A 24455-nucleotide genomic window follows, 5' to 3' on the forward strand; every position below is an offset into this window, starting at 1 on the left:
ATTCGTCGGAGAGGTATGAGACGACTCCATATCCTCGCCCTCGCCTTCTCCGCCGCGCTCGGAGTGTTCGTCGGCGGCTGGGCGTACTTCGCGCCCCAGGGTTTCTACGACTCGTTCCCCGGCGCGCTCGGGTCGTGGGTGTCCGTCGACGGTCCCTTCAACGAGCATCTGATCCGTGACGTCGGCGCGATGTACCTGGCGCTCGCCGCGGCGAGCATCGGCGGACTGCTGTGGCGCAGCACAGTCGGCTTCCGCGTGCTCGGCATCGCCTGGACGGTGTTCGGCGTGCTGCACTTCCTCTACCACGCGCTCCATCTGGAGCACATGTCGCTCGAGTCCGCGATCGGCGAGATGGTCGCGCTGGGCGTGAGCCTCGTGCTCGGTGTCGTGCTGCTGCTCCCCGAGCGCGAGGCCCACAGGCCTACGCGGTGACGCGCGACCCGATGCGGTACTTGGCCGCGCGGTGCGTGTCCTGCACGCGGTCGCCCTTGCCCTGCAGCTTGTGGCGCAGGGTCCCCGGCGTGTACTCCTCCGGGTAGGCGCCGCGGGCGCGGAGCACCGGGATGACATGCTCGATGACGTCCTGCCAGGTGCCGGGCGTGACCGCGTAGGCGAGGTTGAATCCGTCGATGTCGGTCTCGTCGACCCAGGACTGCAGCTCGTCGGCGATCTCTTCGCCGGAGCCGACGACCGTGGGGCCGAGGCCGCCGATCGCGTTGTGCCGGCCGAAGTCCCCCACCGTCCACTCGCGTCCGAGATCCGCCTCTTCCTTCAGGTGCTGCAGCACCGACTGGATCGCGTTCGACTCGACGTTGCCGACGGGCTCGTCCTCGCGGTACTGCGACAGGTCGACGCCCATCCAGCCCGACATGAAGGTCAGCGCTCCCTCGGGGCTCGCGTAGGTGAGGTACTCGGCGTGCTTCGCGGTCGCCTCTTCGCTGGTCGCGCCGGTGATGACCGTGAGCAGCGTGTAGATGCGCGCGTCGTAGCGGTCGCGGCCGGCGGCTTCGAGGGCGTCGCGGATGCGCTTCACGGTTCCCGCGAGCACCTCCTTCGAGGGCGCGGCGACGAAGATGGCCTCGGCGTTCTCGGCCGCGAAGCGCACGCCGCGCGGGCTCGCGCCGGCCTGGTAGATCACGGGAGTGCGCTGCGGAGACGGCTCGGAGATGTGGATGCCGGGAACGCTGAAGTGCTTGCCCTCGTGCCCGATCGGATGCACCTTCGTGTGATCCGTGAAGATGCCCCGCTCGCGGTCCTCGACGACGGCGTCGTCCTCCCAGGAGCCCTCCCACAGCTTGTAGAGCACCTCGACGTACTCGTCGGCGTGGTCGTACCGGTCGTCGTGCGCGAGCTGATCCTCCTGGCCCATGTTCCGCGCGGCGCTGGGCAGGTAGCCGGTGACGACGTTCCAGCCGATGCGGCCCTGGGTGAGGTGGTCGAGCGTGCTCAGGCGGCGGGCGAACGGGTACGGGTGCTCGAAGGCGGTACCGGCCGTGATGCCGAAGCCCAGGTGCTCGGTGACGGCGGCCATCGCGCTCACGAGCAGGATCGGGTCGTTCACGGGCACCTGCGCGCCGTTGCGGATCGCGGCCTCGTTCGTGCCGCCGTACACGTCGTAGGTGCCGAGCACATCGGCGATGAAGATGCCGTCGAAGGTCGCGCTCTCGAGCAGCTTCGCGAGATCCGTCCAGTAGCTGATCGTGTTGTACTGGCGCGAACGATCCTCCGGATGCCGCCACAGCCCGGACGACTGGTGGGCGACGCAGTTCATGTCGAAGGCGTTGAAGCGGATCTGACGAGTCATGGAGACCATGAAACGTCACCGGGCCTCAGTAATCCAGCCTCGGTGAAACGCGCGGACACACGGGAGCGGGGAGCCGGAACAGCGGACGACGCCCGCTGCCGGGGAGGCAGCGGGCGTCGTCGGCGGGGGCGGGTGATCAGGAGGAGACAGGCGCCGATGCGGTCGCGATCAGGTCGTCCATGAGCGAGCGGGCGTTGCCGTAGCCCTCCGCGATCGCGGCGTGCTGCATCGCGAGCAGCACGTAGTCGGCGTTCTCGGCGACCGCGAACTCCTTCTCGATGGTCGTCCAGGCGGGCAGCACCCAGGGCTTGTCGTTCGCGCGCGCCGCCGCGATCACACGGCGGAAGTCGTCGAAGTCGGCCTCGGTCTGCCGGTACGCGCCGCGGCCGCTCATGGCGGCCAGGTCGCCGGGGCCGATGAAGATGCCGTCGACGGTGGGCAGCGCCGCGATCGCCTCGACGTCGCGCAGGGCCCGCGGATCCTCGACCATCGGGAACACCTTGATGTCGCGGTCCTGCGCGGCGATCCACTCGTCCGAGTATCCGCGGTAGCTCATCGTGCGGCCGCCCGCGAGGCTTCGCGAGCCGAGCGGCGGGAACTTCGCGAAGTCGGTGACGAGCTTCGCGTGCTCGAGCCCTTCGATGTGGGGGATGATCACACCGTCTGAGCCGAAGTCGAGGGCCTGCTGGATCGCGCCGCGCTCGGGGACCAGCACCTTCGACAGCACCTCGAGCCCGAGGCCCTTGAGCAGCGGGATGAAGCGCTCAAGGATCGAGAGGTCGAACGAGCCGTGCTCGATGTCGAGCACCACGAAGTCGTATCCGAGACCGGCGACGATCTCGCCGATCGCGCTGCTGCCGTCCGACAGCCAGGCTCCCTGCTTGAGCGAATGAGACATGTTGTTCCTTTCTTTCGGTGCCGACGGCGTCAGGCCGAGGCGACCACGGTGAAGCGGCGGTTGGCGAGCGAGGGATTCACGGAGCGCACCTGGGCGACGCGTTCGGGCGTGGCGTCGGCGACCGCGATGCCGCTGCTCTCGCCGATCTCGCCGAGCGTGATGCCCATGGGATCGACGATGATGCTGCCGCCGGTGCCGACGCCGGGTCCCTGCGACACCGCGGCGACATACAGGGTGTTCTCGATCGCGCGGGCGCGGGCGAGCGTGTTCCAGTGGTCCTCCTTGCGGGCGCCCGGCATCCACGCCGCGGGGTAGAGCAGCAGGTCGACGCCGGCGTCGGCGTGCTCGCGCGCGGCCTCGGGGAAGCGCAGGTCGTAGCAGGTCAGCATCCCGATCGTCACGTCGTCGATCGTGAACGTCACGGGGCCGTCGATGTCGCCGGGGCGGATGTGCTCGGACTCGAGGAACCCGAACGCGTCGTACAGGTGGAGCTTGTGGTACACCCGGGAGAGGCCGTCATCCGGCGTCACCAGCACGAGCGTGTTGTATCCGCGCGACTCGTCGTCGATCGACTCGAGCATGCCCGCGACGATCGCGACTCCCGTGCGGCGAGCCAGTCCGGCCAGCGCCGTCACGAACGGACCATCCAGTGCCTCGCCCTGCTTCACGAACTCGGCGTCGAGGTTCGGGACGTCGAACATGGCGAACTCGGGGAACACCACCAGGCGTGCGCCGGCGGCGGCCGCCTCCTCCGTGAGACGGGTGATCTCCTCGAGGTTGGCGGACTTGTCGCCGCCCGAGACCATCTGGCCGATCGCGAACTTCATGATTCTCCTTTGATCGAGACGAGGCTCTCCGGATCGGAGAGCACGGTGATGCAGTGCTGCACGAAGGCTCGCCCGACCGAGTCGAGTCGGCGCTCGAACCACGAGATCGAGGTGGTGAGTCCCACCGAGGGATTGACCAGCGTGCGGTACACGACGTTGTGCTGCGGGATGTCCGACAGCGACTTCGGGATGAAGCACACGCCCATGCCCGCCGACACCATGGCGGCCTGGTCGAGGTACGAGCCCATGACCTCGAGCGAGCGCGGGGAGAACCCGGCGCGCATGCACGCCGTCACGACGGCGTCGTAGCCGGTCGGGTTGGCGGTGCGCGGACCCTGGAGGATGCGCTCGTTGCGCAGCATCGCGAAATCCACCTCCTCCACGCCGGCGAGCGGATGGTCGTCGGGCAGGGCCACGAGGTAGTCCTCGGAGAACAGCGCGGCCGACGAGAGATCCTTGAGGTCGGGCTCGGTGAGCAGGATCGCGACGTCGATCGACCCCTGCTCGAGCTCGTCCACCAGCAGGGAGGTGGGGATGCTGCGCACCTGGACGGTCGCGGTCGGATGCGCGCGGATGAACTGCCGTACGGCTCCCGCCGGCGAGCTGAACATCATCGCCGGGACGATCCCGACCCGCACCCGCCCGAACTCATGGCTGCGCTGATCGTCGAGCAGCTGCGTGATGTGCTGCATGGCCTCGAGCACGCGCCGGCACCGATAGTAGAACTCGCGTCCGGCCTCGGTGGGCGTGATGGGCCGTGTGGAGCGGTCGATCAAGGCGACGCCCACGTCCTTCTCCAGCCGTGAGATCTGCTGCGAGAGTGCGGGGGCGGTGATGAAGAGGCTGTCGGCGGCCTGCTTGAAACCGCCGGCGTCGACCAGCGTGACGAACAGCTCGAGGCGTCGCGTCTCCATGTCTAGGCCCCCCTCAGTGCGTGCCGCTCGGCGCGACGCACCCTCTGGATCTCGGGATCGGGAACCGGCGCCGCCGCGATCAGACGCTTGGTGTACTCATCGACCGGATGGTGCAGCACGTCCTCCGTGGGGCCTTCCTCGATCACGTCGCCATGACGCAGGACCACGACGCGGTTCGACAGGGTCTCGACCACCGAGAGGTCGTGGCTGATGAACAGACACGAGAACCCGAGTTCGCGCTGGAGCGCGAGGAACAGGTCCAGCACCTGCGCCTGCACCGACACGTCGAGCGCCGAGGTCGGTTCGTCGGCGATCATGAGCACGGGGTCGGTCGCGATGGCTCGGGCGATGCCGATGCGCTGACGTTGACCGCCCGAGAGCTCGTGCGGGTAGCGGTCGCACCAGTCGGGGTTCAGCTGCACCTGCTCCAGCAGCTCCTTCGCGCGGGTGCGGCGTGCGCGGGGATCCCGGACGAGTCCCTGCCACAGAAGCGGGTCGGAGATCGCCTGCCCGATCGTGCGCCGAGGGTTGAGCGACGACGCCGGGTCCTGGAACACCATCGTCACGTGGCGGCGCAGCTGACGCAGCGCCCGCCCCGGGCGACCGGTGATGCGTTCGCCGCGGACCTCGAGCAGGCCCTCGGTCACGGGCAGCAGCCCGATCGCCGCCTTGCCGATCGTGGACTTGCCCGAGCCCGACTCGCCGACGAGACCGACGATCTCGCCGCGTGCGACCTCCAGATCGATGCCGTTGATGGCCTGGAACCCGGGCCGCCGCCAGCGTCCGGGATAGCGGATGACGGCATCCTTCAGGCGCAGCACGGTCTCGGGCAGCGGGGTGGCGGCGGTCACGCCGTCGATGCGCAGCTTGTTCCTCGCCGCCGACAGGAAGTCGTCCGCCTTGCCCAGGTGCGGCACGGCCGCGAGCAGCGCCTGCGTGTACGGCTCCTTCGGGTGGCGGAAGAGCTCCGCCGACGGGGCGCTCTCCACGACCTGGCCGTCCTTCATCACGACGACCTGATCGGCCACATCCGCCACGACGCCCATGTCGTGCGTGATGATCAGCACGGCCATGCCCATCCGCTCCTGGATCTCGGCGATCAGGTCCAGGATCTCGGCCTGCACCGTGACGTCGAGCGCCGTGGTCGGCTCGTCCGCGATGAGCAGGTCGGGCTCCGAGGAGATCGCCATCGCGATCATCGCCCGCTGGCGCTGGCCGCCGGAGAGCTGGTGGGGATAGTGATCGACCTTCTCCTCGGGCGAGGGCATGTGCACGTCGCGCAGCAGCTGCACGGCGCGCGCACGCACCGTCTTGGCGTCGAGGTCATGGTGGCTCGTGAGCGCCTCGGCCAGCTGGTGCCCGATCGTGTAGACGGGATTCAGCGCCGTCATCGGCTCCTGGAAGATGGTCGCGATGCGGGCGCCCCGCAGCGGGCGCAGCCCCTTGTCGCGCATCGGCACCAGGTCGATGCCGTCGAACAGGATGCGTCCGCTGCGCCGCGCGTTCGGGGGGAGCAGATCGAGGATCGACATCGCGGTGACGGATTTGCCAGAGCCCGACTCGCCGACGAGCGCGAGGGTCTGGCGCCGGTCGACGCTGAACGACACGTCGTAGGTGACCTGACGCGGCCCATCGGGGGTGGCGAACTCGACGGACAGCCCGTCGACCTGCAGCAGCGGTTCGGTCATGAGCGCTTCTTCGCTTTCGGGTCGAGGAGGTCCCGCAGTGCGTCGCCGAGGATGCCGAAGGCGAGGATCGTCAGCACGATCACGGCTCCGGGCACGAGCAGCACATGCGGATCGGTGGTGAGGTAGCGCTGGCCCTGCGCGACCATGGAGCCCCAGGACGGGGTGGGCGGCACGACGCCGAGGCCCAGGTAGCTGAGCCCGGACTCCATCAGGATCGCCGCAGCCATCGTGAGAGAGAACTGGACGATGATCGGCGCGGAGACGTTCGCGAGCACGGTGCGGAACAGGATCACGATCGTCGGAGCGCCGAACGTGCGCGCTGCGTCCACGTACTCCTCGCGCTTGGTGGAGAGCACCTGGCCGTAGGTGATGCGGGCGAAGATGGGCGCGAAGAGCACCCCGATCGCGATGATGAGCGTGACCGGCCCGGGGCCGTACAGCGTCACGGCCAGCAGGGCGAGCACGATCGGCGGGAACGCGAGGATCACGTCGACCACGAGCCGCATGGTCACGATCTCGGTGAGCCCGTTGAAGTAGCCGCCGAGCAGTCCCAGCAGGGTTCCGAGGACGGTCGCGAGCAGAGTCGCTCCGAGGGCGATGAACAGCTCCACCTGAGCGCCGAACATGATGCGGGAGAGGATGTCGCGGCCGAGCTCGTCGGTGCCCAGCAGGTGACCGGGGCTGAACAGCGGCTGCAGTCGCAGGGCGACGTTCTGCGCGATGGGGTCGTACGGCGCGAGCAGCGGGGCGAACGCCATCAGGATGAGGATGACCAGGAGGTAGATCACCATGACCGTCCGCAGAGGCGTGATCGCCTGGCGGACGCGGGGGCTGAGTTTCATGCTCGCCTCACTCGGGGGTCGAGGATTCCGTAGGTGATGTCGACGACGATGTTGATCGCGATGAACAGCATCGCGATCACGATCACGACGCCCTGTACGACCGGGTAGTCGCGCGTCGTGACGCCGTCGACGAGCAGGCTCGACAGGCCGGGGTAGTTGAACACCCTCTCGACGAGGACAGTCGATCCGAGCAGTGTGCCGAAGCCGATGCCGACCACGGTCACCACGGGGGTCAGCGAGTTGCGCAGCACGTGCCGGCGGAACACCGTGAACGGCGCCAGCCCGATCGACTTCGCGGTGCGCACCCAGTCCTGGGACTGCACCTCGAGGACGGCCGACCGTGTCATGCGCGCGATCTGCGCCGCGAAGCCGACTGCCAGCGACACCGCGGGCAGGGTGAGGCTCGTGATCGATCCGAGGAAGTCCTTCGACGGATCGACGTAGCCGCCGGCGGGGAACAGCCCGAGCGTGATCGAGAACACCAGGATCAGCACCGCGCCGAACACGAACACCGGAAGGGCGACGCCGATCGAGCTCAGGGCGGTGACGAGGGTGTCGACCCAGCCGCCGCGTCGGGCGGCGATCGCGCCCATCGCGACGCCGAAGACGATCGACAGCAGCGTGGCGAACACCACGAGGTTCAGCGTGCGGGGGAGGCGGGCGCCGATCGCCTCGAGCACGGGCTGCGAGGTGCGGAACGATTCGCCGAGGTCTCCGGTGAAGACGCCGCCGAGGAACGAGAGGTACTGCGTGAGCAGCGGCTGGTCGAGGCCGAGCTGCTCGCGGAGCGCGGCGACGGCTTCCGGGCTGGGCGCCCCGCCGTCACCGGTGCTCAGCAGCAGCACGGCGGGGTCGCCCGGGACGAGTTGGAGTGCGGAGAAGATGAGGGTGAGGACCAGCAGGACCAGTCCCACCCCCATCGCCAGCCGCTTCGCGATGAAGAGGAGCACGGGTCCTACTTCACCGAGGCGTGCGCCAGGTTGAGCGAGCTGTAGAAGACCAGGAAGCCGGGCAGGGTCTGGAATCCGCTCACCTTGTCGTTGTAGGCGTACGCCTGCTCACGGGTGTTGATCGAGGCGAACGGCACGTCCTCGGCCCAGATGTCGGCGATCTCCTGGTAGATCTCCTTCTTGGCGGCGTCGTCGTCGGCGGCACGCAGACCGTCTTCGATCAGGCCCCGCAGCGTGTCGTTGGAGTAGCCCCAGCCGACGTTGAAGTTGCGGCTGTCGACCACCCAGTTGAGCAGGTACGACGGGTCGGTGATCACACCGGCATCGCCCGAGACGGCGAGGTCGTACTCGCCGGCGTTGCCCTTGCTGACGCGGGTGGACCAGTCGGGGGCGTCGAGTGTCACGTCGATGCCGATCGCGCGGAGGTCCTCCTGCACCGACAGGGCGTTGTCCTGCAGGAACGTGTACTGCGAGGTCGAGAGCAGGGTGGCCGCGAAGCCGTCGGGGTACCCGGCCTCGGCGAGCAGCTCCTTGGCCTTCTTCGGGTCGTAGCTCCACAGCTCGGCGGCAGACGGGTCGTATGCGGGGTCGTCCTCGGGGATCACGATGCCGTCCAGCGGGGCGCCGTTGCTCTGGAACGCGGCGAGCACGGCGTTCTCGCGATTGAGCGCGTAGGCCACGGCCTGGCGCACCTTCGGATCGGCGAACGGGCCCTCCGTCACGTTGAACTGCACGTACTGGAACGGACCCTGCTGCGCGTCGACCGTGAGTCCGGCATCCGCCACCCGCTGGAAGTTCTCCCACGGGACGTACTCGATCATGTCGACGTCGCCGCTGAGCAGCGCGTTGGTGCGCGCTTCGCCGTCGGGGTAGAACTTCACCTCGATGCTGTCGAGCGCGACATCGTCGGCGTCGTAGAAGTCCTCGTCCTTCTCGACGGTGAGGCCGATGCCCTCTTGCAGGTCGGTCATCTCGAAGGGCCCGGCGCCCACCCAGTTGGGGGTGTCGGCGTTGAGCGACGTGTCGGGCACGATCGCGGCGAACGGCAGGGCGAGGTACTGCAGGAACGCCGTGTTCGGCTGGGCGAGGGTGATCGTGACGGTGTCGTCGGCGACCGTGATCTCGGTGACGTCCTTGAGGCCGGCGGCGAGCTGCGATCCGTTGGCGGGATCGCGGTAGTAGTCCAGCGAGTTCTTCACGTTCTCGGCGGTGAGCGGGGTGTCGTCATGGAACGTGAGATCGGGGCGGATGGTGAACACGTAGCTCGTCGGATCCGTGGTGTCGACCGACTCCGCGATACCGGGAACCACGGCTCCCGCCTCGTCGTAGGTCATCAGACCGCGGTGCACCATCGTGAGCAGCTGGTTGACCGCACCGCCCTGCTGCATGCCGGTGATCGGGGTGGCCGGTTCGGCGGAGAGGCCGAAGGTCAGCGTCTGCGGACCATCCGAACCGTCGGCGTCGCCGGAGTCGGACGAGCCTCCACACCCGGCGAGGACGAGGATCGAGGCGGCGCCGAAGGCGACGGCACCGATCCAGCGATGAGCAGTCCGGCGGTCGTGTCGGGCGGGACGCGGTGAAATGGGCATGACAGAGTCCTTCCATGGTGGCGGGCACCATCGATCGAGATGTCACGAAACACGGAGTGTCACCATCGACGGCTCCGTTGCTCGTCGGGTTGTGAAGGCGTGGGGTGAAACTGAACCCTTCAGATCGATTATGTCCACGGCAGAGATAAGCGGGAAGTTCGAGTTCTCAGTCGGAGATAACGCTGCACTTAACCTGTGGGTGGTGACCTGGGATTTATCGACCCGATCCGGGCGTGGGGCTCACTCGGCGGTGCGGTCGCCGCCGCGATGGGGGCTCGGATCGGGGGGAAGGATCACCATCGGTGGTTGCGTTCGAGTCTGCGCCCGCCACCAGACCACGAATCCGGTGGCCGTGAAGGCGCCGTAGAACACGTACATCAGCCCGGTGGCGTAGTACCCCGAGCCGAACAGCAGAGGCACGCCGACGACGTCGACCGCGATCCAGATGAGCCAGAACTCGGTCCAGCCCCTGGCCATGCCGTAGGTCGCCAGCAGTGAGCCGACGAAGGTCCAGGCGTCGGCCCAGACCGGCTCCCACGACCCGAGGGCGCGGAACAGCGGAGTGAGCGCCACCGTGCCGATGACCATTCCGAGCACCAGTCCGATGCGCGCACTCGTCGGCGCCCACCGGGGACTCACCCGGCCGCCCTCGGCGTTCCGCCAGCGCACCCATCCGTAGATCGCGACCGCGATGAACATGACCTGCCGGCCGGCCTGTCCGAGCAGATGCGGCAGCGAGTGGTCAGGACTGAGGATCGAACCGAGGAACACGGTGAGCAGCAGCACGTTTCCGATGATCCCGACCGGCCACGCCCAGATCTTCCGCCGCATGCCGCCGATCGCGCTCGCGAGGCCGAAGGCGTTGCCCACGACCTCGCGGATGAGCAGCGTCTGCCCGCCCGGCAGCACCCATTGCGAGTTGAAGGCCTCGGCGAGCCAGCGCAGCAGATCCATCGGGGTCAGGGCGCCGCGTCGGGCGCGGGGCGGTCGTCGAGCGTGAGCTGGAGCATGCTCAGGTCGAGCCAGCGTCCGAACTTCGCCCCGACCTGCGGCATCCGTCCGACCTCGGCGAAGCCGAGTCGCTCGTGGAGCACGATCGAGGCGACGTTCCCGCTCTCGATCCCGCCGATCATGACGTGGATGCCGGCCGCGCGGGCTCGCTCGATGAGCGCGGCCATCAGGGTCTTCCCGATGCCGCGGCCGCGCTGATCGCCGCGCACGTACACGGAGTGCTCGACGGTGTGCCGGTAGCCGCTGTGCGGTCGCCATTGCGCGTAGGACGCGTATCCGACCAGGCCGCTGTCGTCGACGGCGACGATGACCGGATATCCGCGGGCCGTCCGGTCGGCGAGCCAGGCGGCGCGGTCGGCGACGTCGACCGCGTCCTCGTTCCAGATCGAGGTGGTGTGCACCACGGCATGGTTGTGGATCTCGGTGATCGTGGGGAGGTCCGACTCATCGGCATCCCTGATCTGCACGGCTGTCATCGGGGTCTCTCGTCTTCTGCGCTTCGGGTGCGCATCGCCGACGCTAGCAGGATGCCGGGGGTCAGACGTCGCGCGAGCGCGGTGCCTTCGTGCGGAGCGCATCCCGCACGAGGATCGCGCGGCGCATGTCGACCATGATCGGATCGAAGAACCGCTCGCGGTACCGGGCCTCGCTCACGGCGGAGAACACGAACGGCAGCGAAGCGATCAGAGAGAGCAGCATGGCGGCCTTCAACAGGTTCACCGTGAGCGGCAGCTCGACGCCGGCGACGATGAGCGGCTCGACGATCAGCGGCTGGGACTCGCTGCCGGGACCGAGCCAGATCTCCACGACGCCGATCGGGATCGCGATGCTCCCGATGATGATCAGGAGGGCGGCGAGCAGCAGCGCGAAGAACAGCGCCTGCAGCAGCTGGGCGATGGTCATCGCGATCAGGATGTTGAAGCGCTGCGGTGCACGGAGACGCTGGTGCTCCGCCGGCGCCGGAAGGTGCTCGGCCGGGGTGTCGGCGAGCATCGCCCTCCGCTGGACCTCGGTGGGCGCCTGGGCGTCGTCGTCGATCTCGGACGCGCTGACCCGGAGCACGACGATGCCCGCGAGGATCGCGACGACCAATCCCACGAGGGCGATCGACCCCCAGTGCAGCGCCGACGCCATCTGCCACACCTCGGCCGAGAAGAATGCGAACACGACGAGCATCAGGATCACGGGCAGGGCGATCGACGCCATGTGACCGATCGCCGAGGCATTGTGCACAGCCAGGCGCGATGCCCAGGAGATCAGGGCGCCGCCGCCCATGCCGGTGACGAGCACGCAGAGGATGAGAACGAGCAGAGCCCAGAAGACCGGGCCGACGGTCGCCCGCGGATTGTTCTGGTAGCCGAAGACGATGATCCCGGCGAGACACGCGATGATGAGCGCGAGCGCGATGAGCGTCCCGATGCCGACCGAGAGCCGGCGCAGGATGGCGCGGGCCGCGACGTAGCCGCCCCAGGTGGCGACGACGGTGAGAGCGAGGACGCCGACGACAACGAGGGTCAGCAGCGCGGCTTCGCCGGCCGTCGAATCCTCGGCGAACTCGACGGTCAGCTCGATCCCGTCGCCGACCAGGTAGACGAGGATCGCCACGCCCACGATCAGCGGTGCGACGCGGCGGGGGAGATCGGTGAACCAGCGCCTCAGCGGGACGAAGGTGGGAAGCCCCTGCTCGCGGAACCAGCGATCGGCATCGCGCTTCGCGCTCCGGTTGCTCGGGGATGCGGACATGCGATGAGACTACTCGCGGGTCAGACGTGCACGTCGGCGGGGGATTCCTCGCCCTCGTGGAAGCTCGGCTTCTTGCCCAGCATCCGTCCGATGCCGAGCACGATGACGACGATCAGCAGGCCGAGAGCGAGGCCGGCGATCGCCGAGATGATGGTGTCGACGATCCAGACGACGACCGCGCCGGCCGGCTCGAGCGCGTGCTCGACGGCATGCAGCACGTCGACCGGGAAGTGCCAGCCGACCTCGCCGAGGTTCACGAGCACGAGGTGGCCGCCGACCCAGAGCATGGCGACCGTGCCGAGGATGCTGATGAAGCGGAAGACCGCGGGCATCGATCGCACGATCCGGGTGCCGGTGTGACGGACGCGCTGCACCGGGTTCTTCGCCATCTTCAGGCCGATGTCGTCGATCTTCACCAGCAGTGCGACGGCTCCGTAGACGACGCCGGTCATCAGCAGGGCGATCACGGCGAGGATCGCGAGGGTCGTCCAGATGTCGAGACCCGCCTCGAGGTTCGCGAGCGAGATCAGCATGATCTCGGTGGAGAGGATGAGGTCGGTGCGCACGGCGCCGAGCACGAGCTTCTTCTCATCGCGCGCGCCCTCGTCGGCGTGGCCGTGCTGCACGCCGAACCACTCCAGCACCTTCTCGGCACCTTCGAAGCAGAGGTACGCACCGCCGAGGATCAGCAGGTACGGCAGCACCCACGGTGCGAAGGCCGTCAGCAGCAGCGCCGCCGGGATGATGATGAGGAACTTGTTGGCGAGCGACCCGAGCGCGATCTTGCCGACGACGGGCAGCTCGCGGGCGGGCGTGATCCCCTGCACGTACTGCGGCGTGACCGCGGCGTCGTCGATCACGACGCCCGCCGCCTTCGCGGAGGCCTTCATCGCGGCGCTCAGGATGTCGTCGACGACGGCGAGAAGTCCAACGGACATGTGTTCCCCCAGGGTCTGTGGTTCAGGGGGCAACTCTATCGAGTCGGGTGAAACTCACAGCCCGCTCCCAGTCCCACGGGACCAAAACGGGACCGGCATCCGTTCTCCTCTAGTGACGGCGCAGCCAGCGACGTCGGACAAGGAGTCAGATCATGTCGAACGACTACGGCAGGACCCCCGAGGCGGTCAGTGCCCTCACGCATCTGCAGTACGAGGTTACCCAGCAGGACGCGACGGAGCCGCCGTTCCGCAACGCCTATTGGAACACCCATGACGACGGCATCTACGTCGACGTCGTCTCCGGCGAGCCACTGTTCTCGTCCACCGACAAGTTCGACAGCGGCACCGGATGGCCGAGCTTCACCAAGCCCATCGATGCGGATGCCGTGACCACGCGCACCGACCGCAAGCTGTTCATGAAGCGCACCGAAGCGCGCTCGGCCGGCGCCGACAGCCACCTGGGCCACGTCTTCGACGACGGACCGCGCGACGCGGGAGGATTGCGGTACTGCATGAACTCCGCCGCTCTCCGGTTCATCCCCGCTGACAGGCTCGAGGAAGAGGGGTACGGTCGCTACAGCCGCCTCTTCGACACCACCACCGATATCTCTGAGGAGCAGTCATGACCGACACCGGAACCATCACCCGCACCCCCGGCACCGAGACCGCCGTCCTGGCCGGTGGCTGTTTCTGGGGCATGGAGGACCTGATCCGCCGCCAGCCCGGCGTGCTCGACACGCGCGTCGGCTACACCGGAGGCTCGAACGACCACGCGACCTACCGCAACCACCCCGGTCACGCCGAGGCCGTGGAGATCGTGTTCGACCCGTCGAAGACGACCTACCGCGACATCCTCGCGTTCTTCTTCCAGATCCACGACCCGTCGACCAAGGACCGTCAGGGCAACGACATCGGCTCGAGCTACCGCTCGGCGATCTTCCCGCTCAGCCCCGAGCAGGAGACCGTCGCGCGCGACACGATCGCCGACGTCGACGCCTCCGGTCTCTGGCCGGGCAAGGCCGTGACCACGATCGAGCCCGAGGGTCCGTTCTGGCAGGCCGAGGAGGAGCACCAGGACTACCTGATCAAGTACCCGAACGGCTACACCTGCCACTTCCCGCGTGCGGGATGGGTGCTGCCGAAGCGTGAGAGCGCGACCGTCTGACCGTCACGGTGCTTCGACAAGCTCAGCAGCCCCGTCCGCTGGGTCCCTGAGCCTGTCGAAGGGCCCTCCGTCTCTCAAGGCGGAGGGCCTTCATCGTGCCCGGGCCTCGTAGGAGCCACCGCCGCGCGCGACGTGGGAGGAGATCTCCGCGTCGGGAGGAGCGGATGCTTCGCATCCTCAGCCCATGCGTGTGATCTCAGCCCGACGATGCGCCGCATGACCCGGGCTTGGGCGTCAGCCCTCCGCGAGGAAAGCCAGCGCGGCTTTCTTGAAGTCCCGCGAGCCCGGCGCGTTGAAGTGGTTGCGGTTCGGGATCTCGAAGAACCGCCCGTCGTGGGCGGCGGATGCCAGGGCGCGCGAACCTTCGATGATCGCGTCCTTCGATCCGGTGGCGAACAGGATCGGGCGGGTGGGCGCATCCGCCGGATCCGGGTCGATCGTGCCGGATGCCCGCATCCCCTCGGCCAGCGCGACGAGCGCCTGCAGGTCGTTGCCCGGCACCCGCTCGGTGAGGGCGATGTAGTTCTGCGTCGTCTGATCCGCCACGGGGGTGCCGTCGGCGATGTACGCCCGCACTTGGTCGAGATCCAGCCGTGCGAGGGGGATGCCGTCGGGCACGCCACCGAGCACCGCGCGGCCGATCCGCTGCGGCAGGTCGCGCACGACCTCCCAGCCGACGCGGGCGCCGAGCGAGTACCCCACGTAGAACGCGTCGTCGACGAGATACGCGTCCATCACGGACTCGACGTCGGTCGCGAGGGTGCGGATGCCGTAGTCCTCCGGCTGATGCGGCTTCGCGCTGCGCCCGTGCCCCCGCTGATCGAGGGCGAGCACCCGGTAGCCGGCACGCGTCAGCTCGCGCACCCAGCCGGTGAGCACCCAGTTGTCGCGCGCGTTCGACGCGAAGCCGTGCACGGCCACGACGACCGGCGCATCGAGGTCGCCCCAGGTGTAGGTCGCGAGCCGCGTGCCGTCTGCCGCGTACACCTGCTGCGGGTCGGGCATGCTCGTCAGGTCGGAGAGAGGGACAGCCACGGCATCCATTCTGGCCCCACCCGGTGTCGATCAGGGCGGTCGGGGCGGTCTTTCTCCGTAACCCTGATGGCGTCAGCCATCACCGCATGAGAGCGTGAGTGCGGAGATGCCGCCCACGGCATCCGTGCTCTCGCCGACGCTGTGCTGCGGTTCGGCGCTGAGTCCCGGACGAGTCTGGAGAGGATCCGCTGATGGCGACACCGGTGATCGCCCCGCGGTCGGGGGAGCGTGCGCCCACCGTCACGCTCTGGATGATGATGGTGCTGACGTTCGTCACCGGGCTGGTCGACGCGGTCGGATTCCTCGGGCTCGATCGAGTGTTCGTAGGCAACATGACCGGGAACATCGTGATCCTCGGCATGGCTGTCGCGGGGGCGGACGATCTGCCGGTGCTCGGGCCCGCGATCGCGCTGGGGACCTTCACCGTCGGGGCGTACATCGGCGGGATGGTCCTTCGTCGCCGTCGGAGGGAATGGAGCGGCGGGGTGTCTCTCCTGCTCCTCACGGGGGCCTTCGTCCTCGCCCTGCTCGGGGTGGCGTATCTCATCCCCGATTGGGCGGCGTCCGACGTGCTCGAGCTCATCGCCTCCTCGACCACGGCCGCGGCGATGGGCATGCAGGCGGCGGTCGCACGCAGTCTCGCCGTCGCCGACGTGACGACTGTCGTCGTGACCTCCACCCTCACCTCTCTCGCGAGCGAGTCTCTGGTCGACGGCGGGGTGAAGGGTGTGTGGAACCGGCGTTTCGCCGCGATCGCGATCATCTTCGTCGGGGCGCTCGTCGGCGCGCTGCTCCTGCGCTTCGGTGTGGCCGTGCCGCTGCTGCTCGCGGGCGCGCTCACCGTCGCGGTGGTCGCGTTCGGTCATCGCTCGCTCCACACGCGTGCGGTCGCCGTCTGATCGGTCGATGTTCGCGACCGAGGCGGGCTGACCCGAACCGCCTTCACTTGGATTCGGCGGCCCCCGCGGTGACGGAGGCGAGTTCGGCCGCGCCGAGCGACGAGTGCAGCGGAAGCGTCGGGCGGAGTGCCGCGAGGATGCTCTCGGCCGACGACCCGCTGAACACGAAGACCGGACCGGTCGCCCCGGCATAGGTCTCGTCGTGCCAGCCGATCGCCCCGGATCCGAGGGCGGCCTGGAGGGCGATGGTCACACCCGTCAGATCCTCGGATGCCGCGCTGTGGAGGTGCGTGCGCAGCAGCACGTACTCCGTGGAGCCGACCGGATGCTTCCGCCCGTCGACAGCGACCCATGAGCCGCGGGCGATGCCGTTGCTCTCGAGGACTCCGAGGAGTTCGATGGTCACGCGGTCGATGTCGACCGCCGTCACAGTGAGCTCGATGTCGGCCGCCACGGGCTCGCCCTCGGCCGACAGTGCGGTACCGCCGCCGATGATCACCGCGGACGCGTCGAGCTGGGGCAGCAGCGTCCCGACGATCCCGTCCTCCTGCGCATGCCGCACGTGCGGCGACATCGGCTGTGCGAAATGGATGGTCACGGCGTGCGTGGAGCTCTGGGGCTTCCGTGAGAACAGGGGCATGCCGATACGGTACTGCGCGGCGTTCCGGCGGAGCTGGCATACCGGTATGCCAGCGGGGCGGCCTCACACGATGAAGGAGATCTCAGGTTCTGAAGGAGCATCCGTGGGATTCGGTCCTGCAGAACGTGAGATCTCCTTCATTCCGTGCGAGGAGACGCGGATGCTGCGCGGCGAGGCCGTGCCCCGCCGCGCAGCGCCGTCTCAGACTGCGCGGCGCAGGGCCTCGCCGAGCGCGGCATCCACGTTCGTCCAGTACTGGAAGAACCGCTCGCGGATCTCGTCGATCGTGATGCCGCGGCCCTGACCGGTCAGGGTCTCGAGGAACCGGGCGCGCTGCTCGTCGTCGAAGACCGTGCGGTACAGGGTGCCTGCCTGACCGAAGTCGTCATCGTCGAGGTGCAGCGTCGCGGCACTGCGCATGAGCTCGCCGTCGGACTCCCAGCTCGCCTCGACGCCGGCCACCGGGTCGGCCTCGGGCCCGCCGGCAGCGCCGAACGAGTTGGGCGTGTAGACGCGGTGCTCGGCCGGGTTCGGCTTGTACTGCATCTGGCCCTCGTGCATGTAGTTGCGCACCTCGGCCGCGTGCGGCTGGTTGACGGGCAGCTGGTTGTAGTTCGCGCCGATGCGGTAGCGCTGCGCGTCGGAGTAGGCGAAGACGCGGGCCATGAGCATCTTGTCGGGCGAGATGCCCGTGCCGGGAACCTGGTTGCCCGGCGAGAAGGCGGCCTGCTCGATCTCGGCGAAGAAGTTCTGCGGGTTGCGGTCCAGCGTGAACGTGCCGACCTTGATGCGCGGGTAGTCCTTCTTCGACCACGTCTTGGTCAGGTCGAACGGGTTGAAGCGGTACTCCTTGGCCTCGTCGTACGGCATGACCTGCACGTAGACATCCCACGACGGGTAGTCGCCGGTGTTGATCGCGTCGAACAGGTCGCGACGGTAGAAGTCGGCATCCGATCCTGCGAGCTCCTGCGCCTCGGCGGCGCCCATCGCCTCGACACCCTGCTTCGACAGGAAGTGGTACTGCACCCAGAAGCGCTCGCCCGCGGCGTTGACCCACTGGTAGGTGTGCGAGCCGTAGCCGTTCATGTGCCGCCAGCTGCGGGGGAGTCCGCGGTCGCCCATCAGGTAGGTGACCTGGTGCGCGGTCTCGGGGGAGAGGGTCCAGAAGTCCCACTGCATGTCGGCGTCGCGCAGGCCGGAGTCGCCCAGGCGCTTCTGCGAGTGGATGAAGTCGGGGAACTTCATGGCGTCGCGCAGGAAGAAGGTCGGAGTGTTGTTGCCGACGATGTCGAGGTTGCCCTCGGTCGTGTAGAAGCGCAGCGCGAAGCCGCGCACGTCGCGCCACGTGTCGGGGGAGCCCTGCTCGCCGGCGACCGAGGAGAAGCGGAGGAGCGTCTCACTCACGGCGCCCGGCTGGAAGGCCGCCGCCCGCGTGTAGGCCGAGACGTCTTCGGTCACCTCGAACGTGCCGAACGCGCCGCCGCCCTTGGCGTGCGGGTTGCGCTCCGGCACGCGCTCCCGGTTGAAGGAGGCGAGCTTCTCGACGAGGTAGCGGTCGTGCAGGACGGTGGGCCCGTCGGCACCCACGGTCAGCGAGTGGGCGTCACTCGGTGCCGGGGTACCGGTCTGCGTCGTGGTGGCCGGCTTCGCCGGGATGTGCGGATTCGTCATTTCTTCTCCTTCTGCGCGCAGGCGCGACGAGTACCCCTGCCCGGGCGGGCAGGCGGGCGCGTCGGACTACTGCGCGACGTTCTGGCAGCTGGGGCAGAGGCCCCAGAAGGTGACTTCGGCTGTCTGGACGGTGAATCCCCCGGCCGAGGACGGGGTGAGACACGGCGCTTCGCCGACCACGCAGTCCACGTCGCCGATCGCACCGCACCCGGTGCAGACGACGTGGTGGTGGTTGTCGCCGATGCGCCGCTCGTAGAGCGCTGCGGAGCCTGCCGGTTCGATCCGGCGGATGAGGCCCGCCGTCGTCAGGTCCGCGAGGATGTTGTGCACCGACTGGATCGACGTGGTCGGAAGCACGTCGGACACGGCGCGGTAGACCCGCTCCGCATCCGTGTGGGCCATGGAGTCCAGTGCCTCGAGAACGGCGACGCGGCCCGCGGTCGCACGCAGTCCGGCACCGCGCAGTGCCGACTCGAGTGCTGTCTCCATGTCTTCGACCCTACACGGTGTTTTGAGTGATTCAAAAGAAGGATGCTGGCATATCGGTGCTGGCTTCCCAGCAAACTTTCAGGCTATCTTTCAGCTATGGATTCGATCACCTCGCAAGCCGACCTCACGGCGCTCTATGGCGTCTACGGGGTCATCAGCCTCGTCCTCTACGTCATCATCGCGATCGCGCTGTGGAAGGTCTTCACGAAGGCCGGCGAGCCCGGCTGGCTCGCGATCATCCCGATCGTGAACGCCTTCGTGCTCGTCAAGATCGCGGGCTTCTCGATGTGGCTGGGACTGCTCTACCTCATCCCCATCGTCAACATCGTCCTGCACATCATCGTCGCCCTCCGCGTGGGCAAGGGCTTCGGCAAGGACACGGTGTTCTCCGTCTTCCTGCTCTGGCTGCTCTCGGTCATCGGATACCTGATCCTCGGGTTCGGCTCCGCGACCTACGACCGCTCGCGCATCTCCTGAGTCCATCCGACGACGAGACCCTCGCAGCCGCCGGCTGCGGGGGTCTTCTGCGTGCCGGGGTCAGGACTCCGACGGGGCCAGAGGCAGCTCGCGGCCGTAGTTCCACGAGAGGATGGCGGGCTGCTCGCGGTAGTAGCTGAGGACCGATACGGATCCCGCGTCCAGGCTGATCTGCGCGCCGAATCGCGGGGCCTGCCGCAGGAACACGGCGGTCAGGATGCGCAGGAGATGGCCGTGCGCGACCAGCGCCACATCTCCGTCGACCAGGGCGGGGAGCACGCGCGTCAGCACTCGTGAGGCCCGCGCGGCCACTTCCTCCACCGTCTCTCCCGGGGTCTTGCCCCGGATGACGCCGTGGGTGAAGGCGCTCCAGTCGTAGCCGAGCTCCGTGCGGATGTCCTTCGTGCTGCGGCCTTCAAATCCTCCGTAATCCCACTCGACGAGAAGCGGATCCACGTCGGCGTGGAGTCCCGCGAGCTCCGCGGTGCGCCGGGCCCGCTGCAGCGGCGAGGTCAACACGAGCGAGAAGTCGTAGTCGGCGACCAGTTCGCCGGCACCCCGGGCGAGGTCCTCCCCGCGAGGGGTCAGCGGGACATCCGTCAATCCGGTGTGCAGACCTGCTCTCGACCACTCCGTCTCGCCGTGGCGCAGGAGCACGAGCTTCCCGGTGGGGTTGTCGGGGGCGGGACGGTCGGGCAGCGGATCGATCGTGGGCACACTGTCAGGCTGTCACGATCAGCGGAGCCCGTCACGATCGGCCGACACATCTGCGGGAATCCTCGGCAGATCGGGCACATGTCGGCAGATCGTGACCGGCGTCAGCTCTCCGTCTCGCGCAGTGCGCGGCCCCACGGCTCAGACGGGTCGTGGATCGCGACCGCCAGCGTCGTGTCGGACTGCCCGTAGTAGGCGAACCAGGTGCCCTGGAACTTCACGAGTCCCTCGACGAAGGTCACGTTCGAGACGAGCCCGTGCATGTCCTCGAAGGTCTGCGGGCGCAGCCAGGGCTCCTGCAGACGGGCGATGACCTTCGTCGGCTCGTCCGGGTCGATCGCGATCTGCCCGCAGCGGTAGTCGACGTCCACCGAGCCGTCGTCGTTGACGACGCGGGTGGCGCCGTTCGTCAGGAACAGCAGCAGCCCGTTGTCGGTGACCACCGGGGACGTGCCGATCTCGACGAGTGCCTCGTCCCAGGTGCCGGGGGTCGGCGAGTACATCGGCTCGGTGTCGGCCGTGCCGGGGGTCCAGTGGATGAGGTCGTCGCTGGTCGCCCAGTAGATCGCACCTTCGCCGAAGTACATCCACCACTTGCCGTGCATCCGCTGCGGCACGATGACCCCGGCCTTCGACCAGTTGAACCCGCGAGGGTCCATGGTCTTGAAGGTGTCGAAGTCGTCGAACAGCGGGCCGTGCTTGGTCCAGGTGCGGAGATCCGTCGAGGTCGCGAGGCACAGCTGGGCGCTCCGGCGATCCCAGCCCGTGTACGTGAGGTAGTACGTGCCGTCGATCAGCGCGATGCGCGGATCCTCGCAGCCGTACGTCTCGTAATCCTCGGATGGGGACAGGATCGGCGCGTCCTCGCGCGTGAAGTTCACGCCGTCGCTCGACCGGGCGAGGCCGATGTGGGAGACGATGTCGTCGGCGTGTGCCCGATACAGCAGCACGACCTCGTCGCCGTCGACGATCGCCGCCGGGTTGTAGAGGTTCGCCGACTCCCAGCTGTCGCCGCGGGGCCGCAGGATCGGGTTGCCCTCGTAGGGGGTGAACGGACCGAGGGGGAAGGAGGCTCCGGAGAACATGGTGGATGCCCTTTCTGGCTGGACGGCGGCTGCTGGACGGCGTGGAGTCAGCCCTTGACGGCTGCGCCGAGGTCGGTGGCGCGGAAGAACCGCTGGAAGACGATGAACAGGATGACGACGGGGAACGCGAGCGCCGTGGCACCGGCGAGGATCGCCCCGTTCGGGTTGGCGGTGGACTGCGCCACGTTCGAGATGTAGTTCGCGAGGGACACGGCGAGCGGCTGCAGCGTCGCGTCCTTCGTGATGAGGAACGGCCAGAGGAACTCGTTCCACGGACCGATGAACGTGACGAGCACGACGGTCACCAGCACGGGCTTGATGAGCGGGATCGCGACCGATGTCAGCAGGCGGATCTCGCCTGCGCCGTCGATGCGCGCCGCCTCGAAGATCTCCACGGGCAGCGCCTTGAAGAACTGCACGAAGATGAACACCGCGGTCGTGTTGATGAGGAAGGGCAGGATCATGCCCAGATACGAGTCGCCGAGGCCGTAGCTGCGGGTGATCTGCACGTAGAGCGGGATCATCAGCAGCTGGAACGGCACCATCTGCACGAGCAGCATGAGCACCCAGACGACGCCGCGTCCGCGGAAGTCGAGTCGAGCGATGGCGTAGCCCGCCAGGAGTCCGAAGACGACGGTGCCCAGCAGCACGCCCGCCGTGAAGATGAGCGAGTTCAGCAGGGAGCCGACCAGGTCGATCCGCGAGTCGATCGCGACGAAGTTGTCGACGGTCCATCCGCTGGTCGGGAAGAGCTCGTTCGGCGCGTTCGTCGGACTCTCCTGGAAGGCGCCGACCAGCATGAAGTAGAACGGGAAGGCGAACCCGATGGCGGCGACCGTGAGCAGGACGATGCTCAGGATGCGTGGGGCCTTGCTTCTGCGTCTCATCATCGCTCCCTGGTCGCGCGGTTGGCCATCAGCGACAGCATCCCGACGAGGATCACGAGGATCATGCCGATCGCTGCGGCCGTGTCGGGGTTCTGCTGCTGGATGCCCAGCTGGTAGATGAGCAGCACCGGGGTCGACGAGGCGCCGTCGGGGCCGCCGCCGTTGGTGAGCAGGTACGGCTCGGTGAAGAGGTTGGCGCCGGTGATGATCGACAGGATCAGCACGAGTGTGGTGGCGCTGCGCACCCCGGGGACGGTGACGTGCAGGAAGCGCTTGAACGCGCCGGCGCCGTCGGTCTCCGCCGATTCGTAGAGCTCCTTCGGCACGTTCTGCAGTGCCGCGAGATAGAGCAGGATGTAGAAGCCCAACTGCTTCCACGTCACGTACAGTGCGATCATCGGCATCGCGAGACCGCTGTTCACGAGCCAGGACGGATCGGGGGCGAGCGGGCCGAGGATCGAGTTGATCAGCCCGTTGCCCGAGAACAGCAGCATCCAGACGCCGACCAGCGAGACGCTCGCCGTGAGGTACGGCACGTAGAACGCGACCCGGTAGGCGGCGACCCAGCGGATGCCGGAGTTCAGGGCGGCCGCCAGGACGAGCGACAGCACCGCGGTCAGCGGCACGTTGATCACCAGGAACACCAGCGTGTTGCGGAACGAGCCGAGCACGCGCGGATCGGTGAGCACGGTGACGAAGTTCTCGAAGCCCACGAAGGGCCGCTCGACCTCGGTGCCGGGGGCGGTGAAGAAGTAGTCGTGGAAGGCGATGTAGACAGCGAACGCGAGCGGATACGCGAAGATCGCGATCACGAACACGAAGTACGGCAGCGCGAACAGGCCGCCGATCGGTTGCGCACCCAGCCATCGGGTGCGCAACCGCCGGTTGTCGGTCATCAGATCACTCGGCGACGAGCTCGTCGATCTTGGACGAGGCGTTCTTCAGGAAGTCGTCGATCGAGTCCTTGCCGAAGATCACCGCGGGGGAGTATGCGTCGCGGAAGGCCTGCCAGGCCTCGACCGAGTTCGGGATGCTGGGCACGTCGGCCGTGGCCTCGGCCTGCTCGGCGAACGCGACGTAGTTCGGGTTGGCCTCGAAGTAGTCCGCGAAGGTCCCGGTCAGGTCGGTGCGCATCGGCATCTGGCCCGTGGCCTCGAGGAACTGGCCGTCGCTCTCGACGCTGGTGGAGAACTTCAGGAACTCCCATGCCGTGGCCTGGTTCTCGCAGGCCGTGAACATCGAGACGCTCTTCGAGTCGGCGAAGGTGACCGGGTTCTCGCGGCCATCGCTCGTCGGCACGGGCATGAAGCCGACGTCGACGGTCTCGGCGTACGAGGGGATCGCCCAGGGGCCGGCGAGCTGCATCGCGGTCGTGCCGGACGACATCGCGTCATCGGTTGCGGCCTCGTTCGGCGCCAGCTTGTCCTTGTAGATGCTCGCCCAGAACTCGGCGACGGTGCGGCCGGCATCCGAATCGATCGTGGCCTTGCCGTCTTCGACGAGCATCGTGCCGTCGGTCTCGGCGAGGTACAGCGGGTAGAAGTCGAACCACGGCTGGTAGAACTCGCTGGTCGGCGCCGGCCAGATCGCGCTCTGCACGCCCGAGTCGACGATCTTCTGCGCGCCGCCGAGGAACGCGTCGTACGTGTTCATCTGCGGGTCCTCGGGATCGATGCCCGCGGCCGTGAACAGCGCCTTGTTGTACATGACCATGACGGGGTTCGACTTCCACGGCAGCTGGTAGTAGCTGCCGTCGCTGGAGTACGACTCGACGTCTCCGCCGCGCTCGGTGATGTAGTCGCTGCCGCCCTCGATCGTGCTGAGGTCGACGAGGCCGCCCTGCTTGACCCATCCCGAGACGGCTGCGGGTGCCACGTTGTAGACGAGGCAGGGCGCGGTGCCTGCGGTGATCGCGGCGGTGATGGCCTCTTCCGACGACGACCCGGCGGGGATCTCCTGCGCGGTGACCTTCTCGTCGGGGTGCTCGTCGTTCCAGGCCTTCACCACGGCCTGTCCCCACTCGACCTCCTGCTCGTTGTTCGAGAGCCAGACGTCGATGGGGCCGGTGCCCGAGGCATCGCCTTCTCCGCCACCGCCTCCGCCGGCGGAGCATCCGGTGGCGATGAGCGCGACAGCGCCGATGAGCGCGACTGCACGGATCTTCTTCATGGTGTCCTCCTCGACACAGG

26 protein-coding genes are annotated in these 24455 nt (G+C 68.0%); 5 read left to right on the top strand and 21 right to left on the bottom strand.

What is annotated here, in order from left to right; genetic code table 11:
• Positions 1-15: 15 nt before the first annotated feature.
• Complete coding sequence (locus tag DC434_RS01190; RefSeq protein ID WP_116633447.1) at positions 16-432, top strand: hypothetical protein; 417 nt, start codon at positions 16-18, stop codon at positions 430-432.
• Here the strand turns inward: DC434_RS01190 and DC434_RS01195 are convergent.
• The 12 genes from DC434_RS01195 to DC434_RS01250 all read right to left on the bottom strand — a co-directional run bounded on the left by DC434_RS01195 (position 422) and on the right by DC434_RS01250 (position 13204).
• Positions 422-1804, bottom strand: a complete 1383-nt coding sequence (locus tag DC434_RS01195; protein ID WP_116633985.1) for an LLM class flavin-dependent oxidoreductase — start codon at positions 1802-1804, stop codon at positions 422-424. The genes DC434_RS01190 and DC434_RS01195 overlap by 11 nt on opposite strands.
• Positions 1805-1940: 136 nt before the next feature.
• Positions 1941-2702 (bottom strand): aldolase/citrate lyase family protein, encoded by a 762-nt coding sequence (locus DC434_RS01200; protein ID WP_116633448.1) that lies wholly within the window; start codon positions 2700-2702, stop codon positions 1941-1943.
• 29 nt (positions 2703-2731) lie between these two features.
• A complete protein-coding gene (locus DC434_RS01205) occupies positions 2732-3529 on the bottom strand; it encodes a carbon-nitrogen hydrolase family protein (protein ID WP_116633449.1) in 798 nt (265 codons plus the stop codon).
• A complete protein-coding gene (locus tag DC434_RS01210) occupies positions 3526-4443 on the bottom strand; it encodes a LysR family transcriptional regulator (RefSeq protein ID WP_116633450.1) in 918 nt (305 codons plus the stop codon). The genes DC434_RS01205 and DC434_RS01210 overlap by 4 nt, the downstream gene beginning before the upstream one ends.
• A gap of 2 nt (positions 4444-4445) precedes the next feature.
• Positions 4446-6131 carry an ABC transporter ATP-binding protein gene (locus DC434_RS01215; RefSeq protein WP_116633451.1) on the bottom strand — a complete coding sequence of 562 codons (1686 nt, stop codon included), beginning with the start codon at positions 6129-6131 and terminating at the stop codon, positions 4446-4448.
• Positions 6128-6973: an ABC transporter permease gene (locus DC434_RS01220; protein WP_116633452.1), complete on the bottom strand. Its 846-nt coding sequence runs from the start codon at positions 6971-6973 to the stop codon at positions 6128-6130. Before DC434_RS01220 ends, DC434_RS01215 begins: the two co-directional genes overlap by 4 nt.
• Complete coding sequence (locus DC434_RS01225) at positions 6970-7923, bottom strand: ABC transporter permease (RefSeq protein WP_207769865.1); 954 nt, start codon at positions 7921-7923, stop codon at positions 6970-6972. The genes DC434_RS01220 and DC434_RS01225 overlap by 4 nt, the downstream gene beginning before the upstream one ends.
• Positions 7924-7928: 5 nt before the next feature.
• A complete protein-coding gene (locus DC434_RS01230) occupies positions 7929-9512 on the bottom strand; it encodes an ABC transporter substrate-binding protein (RefSeq protein WP_116633453.1) in 1584 nt (527 codons plus the stop codon).
• A gap of 240 nt (positions 9513-9752) precedes the next feature.
• Positions 9753-10466: a nicotinamide riboside transporter PnuC gene (gene pnuC, locus DC434_RS01235; RefSeq protein ID WP_116633454.1), complete on the bottom strand. Its 714-nt coding sequence runs from the start codon at positions 10464-10466 to the stop codon at positions 9753-9755.
• A 5-nt stretch (positions 10467-10471) separates the two neighbouring features.
• Positions 10472-10999 carry a GNAT family N-acetyltransferase gene (locus DC434_RS01240; protein ID WP_207769866.1) on the bottom strand — a complete coding sequence of 176 codons (528 nt, stop codon included), beginning with the start codon at positions 10997-10999 and terminating at the stop codon, positions 10472-10474.
• A gap of 61 nt (positions 11000-11060) precedes the next feature.
• Entirely contained in the window at positions 11061-12266 is a 1206-nt protein-coding gene (locus DC434_RS01245; protein ID WP_116633455.1) for a hypothetical protein, read from the bottom strand.
• A 20-nt stretch (positions 12267-12286) separates the two neighbouring features.
• Complete coding sequence (locus tag DC434_RS01250; RefSeq protein WP_116633456.1) at positions 12287-13204, bottom strand: DUF808 domain-containing protein; 918 nt, start codon at positions 13202-13204, stop codon at positions 12287-12289.
• A gap of 152 nt (positions 13205-13356) precedes the next feature.
• Here DC434_RS01250 and msrB point away from each other — a divergent pair, with 152 nt between their 5' ends.
• Positions 13357-13830: a peptide-methionine (R)-S-oxide reductase MsrB gene (msrB, locus tag DC434_RS01255; RefSeq protein ID WP_116633457.1), complete on the top strand. Its 474-nt coding sequence runs from the start codon at positions 13357-13359 to the stop codon at positions 13828-13830.
• Positions 13827-14369 (top strand): peptide-methionine (S)-S-oxide reductase MsrA, encoded by a 543-nt coding sequence (gene msrA / locus DC434_RS01260; RefSeq protein ID WP_116633458.1) that lies wholly within the window; start codon positions 13827-13829, stop codon positions 14367-14369. Before msrB ends, msrA begins: the two co-directional genes overlap by 4 nt.
• 234 nt (positions 14370-14603) lie before the next feature.
• Here the strand turns inward: msrA and DC434_RS01265 are convergent, their stop codons facing one another.
• On the bottom strand, positions 14604-15404 hold the full coding sequence (locus DC434_RS01265) for an alpha/beta fold hydrolase (RefSeq protein ID WP_207769867.1): 801 nt from the start codon (positions 15402-15404) through the stop codon (positions 14604-14606).
• Between the two features lie 191 nt (positions 15405-15595).
• Here DC434_RS01265 and DC434_RS01270 point away from each other — a divergent pair, with 191 nt between their 5' ends.
• Positions 15596-16303: a YoaK family protein gene (locus DC434_RS01270; protein ID WP_165807962.1), complete on the top strand. Its 708-nt coding sequence runs from the start codon at positions 15596-15598 to the stop codon at positions 16301-16303.
• Positions 16304-16346: 43 nt separating this feature from the next.
• Here DC434_RS01270 and DC434_RS01275 read toward each other — a convergent pair whose 3' ends face one another.
• The 3 genes from DC434_RS01275 to DC434_RS01285 form a co-directional block, all read right to left on the bottom strand.
• Positions 16347-16943 carry a hypothetical protein gene (locus DC434_RS01275; protein ID WP_116633460.1) on the bottom strand — a complete coding sequence of 199 codons (597 nt, stop codon included), beginning with the start codon at positions 16941-16943 and terminating at the stop codon, positions 16347-16349.
• 201 nt (positions 16944-17144) lie between these two features.
• Positions 17145-18614: a catalase gene (locus DC434_RS01280; protein WP_116633461.1), complete on the bottom strand. Its 1470-nt coding sequence runs from the start codon at positions 18612-18614 to the stop codon at positions 17145-17147.
• 66 nt (positions 18615-18680) lie between these two features.
• A complete protein-coding gene (locus DC434_RS01285; protein ID WP_116633462.1) occupies positions 18681-19103 on the bottom strand; it encodes a Fur family transcriptional regulator in 423 nt (140 codons plus the stop codon).
• Between the two features lie 96 nt (positions 19104-19199).
• On the opposite strand from DC434_RS01285, the gene DC434_RS01290 reads away from it, so the two are divergent.
• Positions 19200-19580 carry a DUF5684 domain-containing protein gene (locus tag DC434_RS01290; protein ID WP_116633463.1) on the top strand — a complete coding sequence of 127 codons (381 nt, stop codon included), beginning with the start codon at positions 19200-19202 and terminating at the stop codon, positions 19578-19580.
• Positions 19581-19640: 60 nt separating this feature from the next.
• Here the strand turns inward: DC434_RS01290 and DC434_RS01295 are convergent, their stop codons facing one another.
• The 5 genes from DC434_RS01295 to DC434_RS01315 form a co-directional block, all read right to left on the bottom strand.
• Positions 19641-20297: a histidine phosphatase family protein gene (locus DC434_RS01295; protein WP_243408747.1), complete on the bottom strand. Its 657-nt coding sequence runs from the start codon at positions 20295-20297 to the stop codon at positions 19641-19643.
• A gap of 101 nt (positions 20298-20398) precedes the next feature.
• Complete coding sequence (locus tag DC434_RS01300; protein WP_116633464.1) at positions 20399-21379, bottom strand: glycoside hydrolase family 130 protein; 981 nt, start codon at positions 21377-21379, stop codon at positions 20399-20401.
• Positions 21380-21426: 47 nt separating this feature from the next.
• Complete coding sequence (locus tag DC434_RS01305; protein WP_116633465.1) at positions 21427-22269, bottom strand: carbohydrate ABC transporter permease; 843 nt, start codon at positions 22267-22269, stop codon at positions 21427-21429.
• Positions 22266-23162 (bottom strand): sugar ABC transporter permease, encoded by an 897-nt coding sequence (locus DC434_RS01310; RefSeq protein WP_116633466.1) that lies wholly within the window; start codon positions 23160-23162, stop codon positions 22266-22268. Before DC434_RS01310 ends, DC434_RS01305 begins: the two co-directional genes overlap by 4 nt.
• 4 nt (positions 23163-23166) lie before the next feature.
• Positions 23167-24435: an extracellular solute-binding protein gene (locus DC434_RS01315; RefSeq protein WP_116633467.1), complete on the bottom strand. Its 1269-nt coding sequence runs from the start codon at positions 24433-24435 to the stop codon at positions 23167-23169.
• Positions 24436-24455 lie beyond the last annotated feature (20 nt).

This window comes from Microbacterium sp. TPD7012, assembly GCF_003075395.1.
GTDB lineage: Bacteria > Actinomycetota > Actinomycetes > Actinomycetales > Microbacteriaceae > Microbacterium.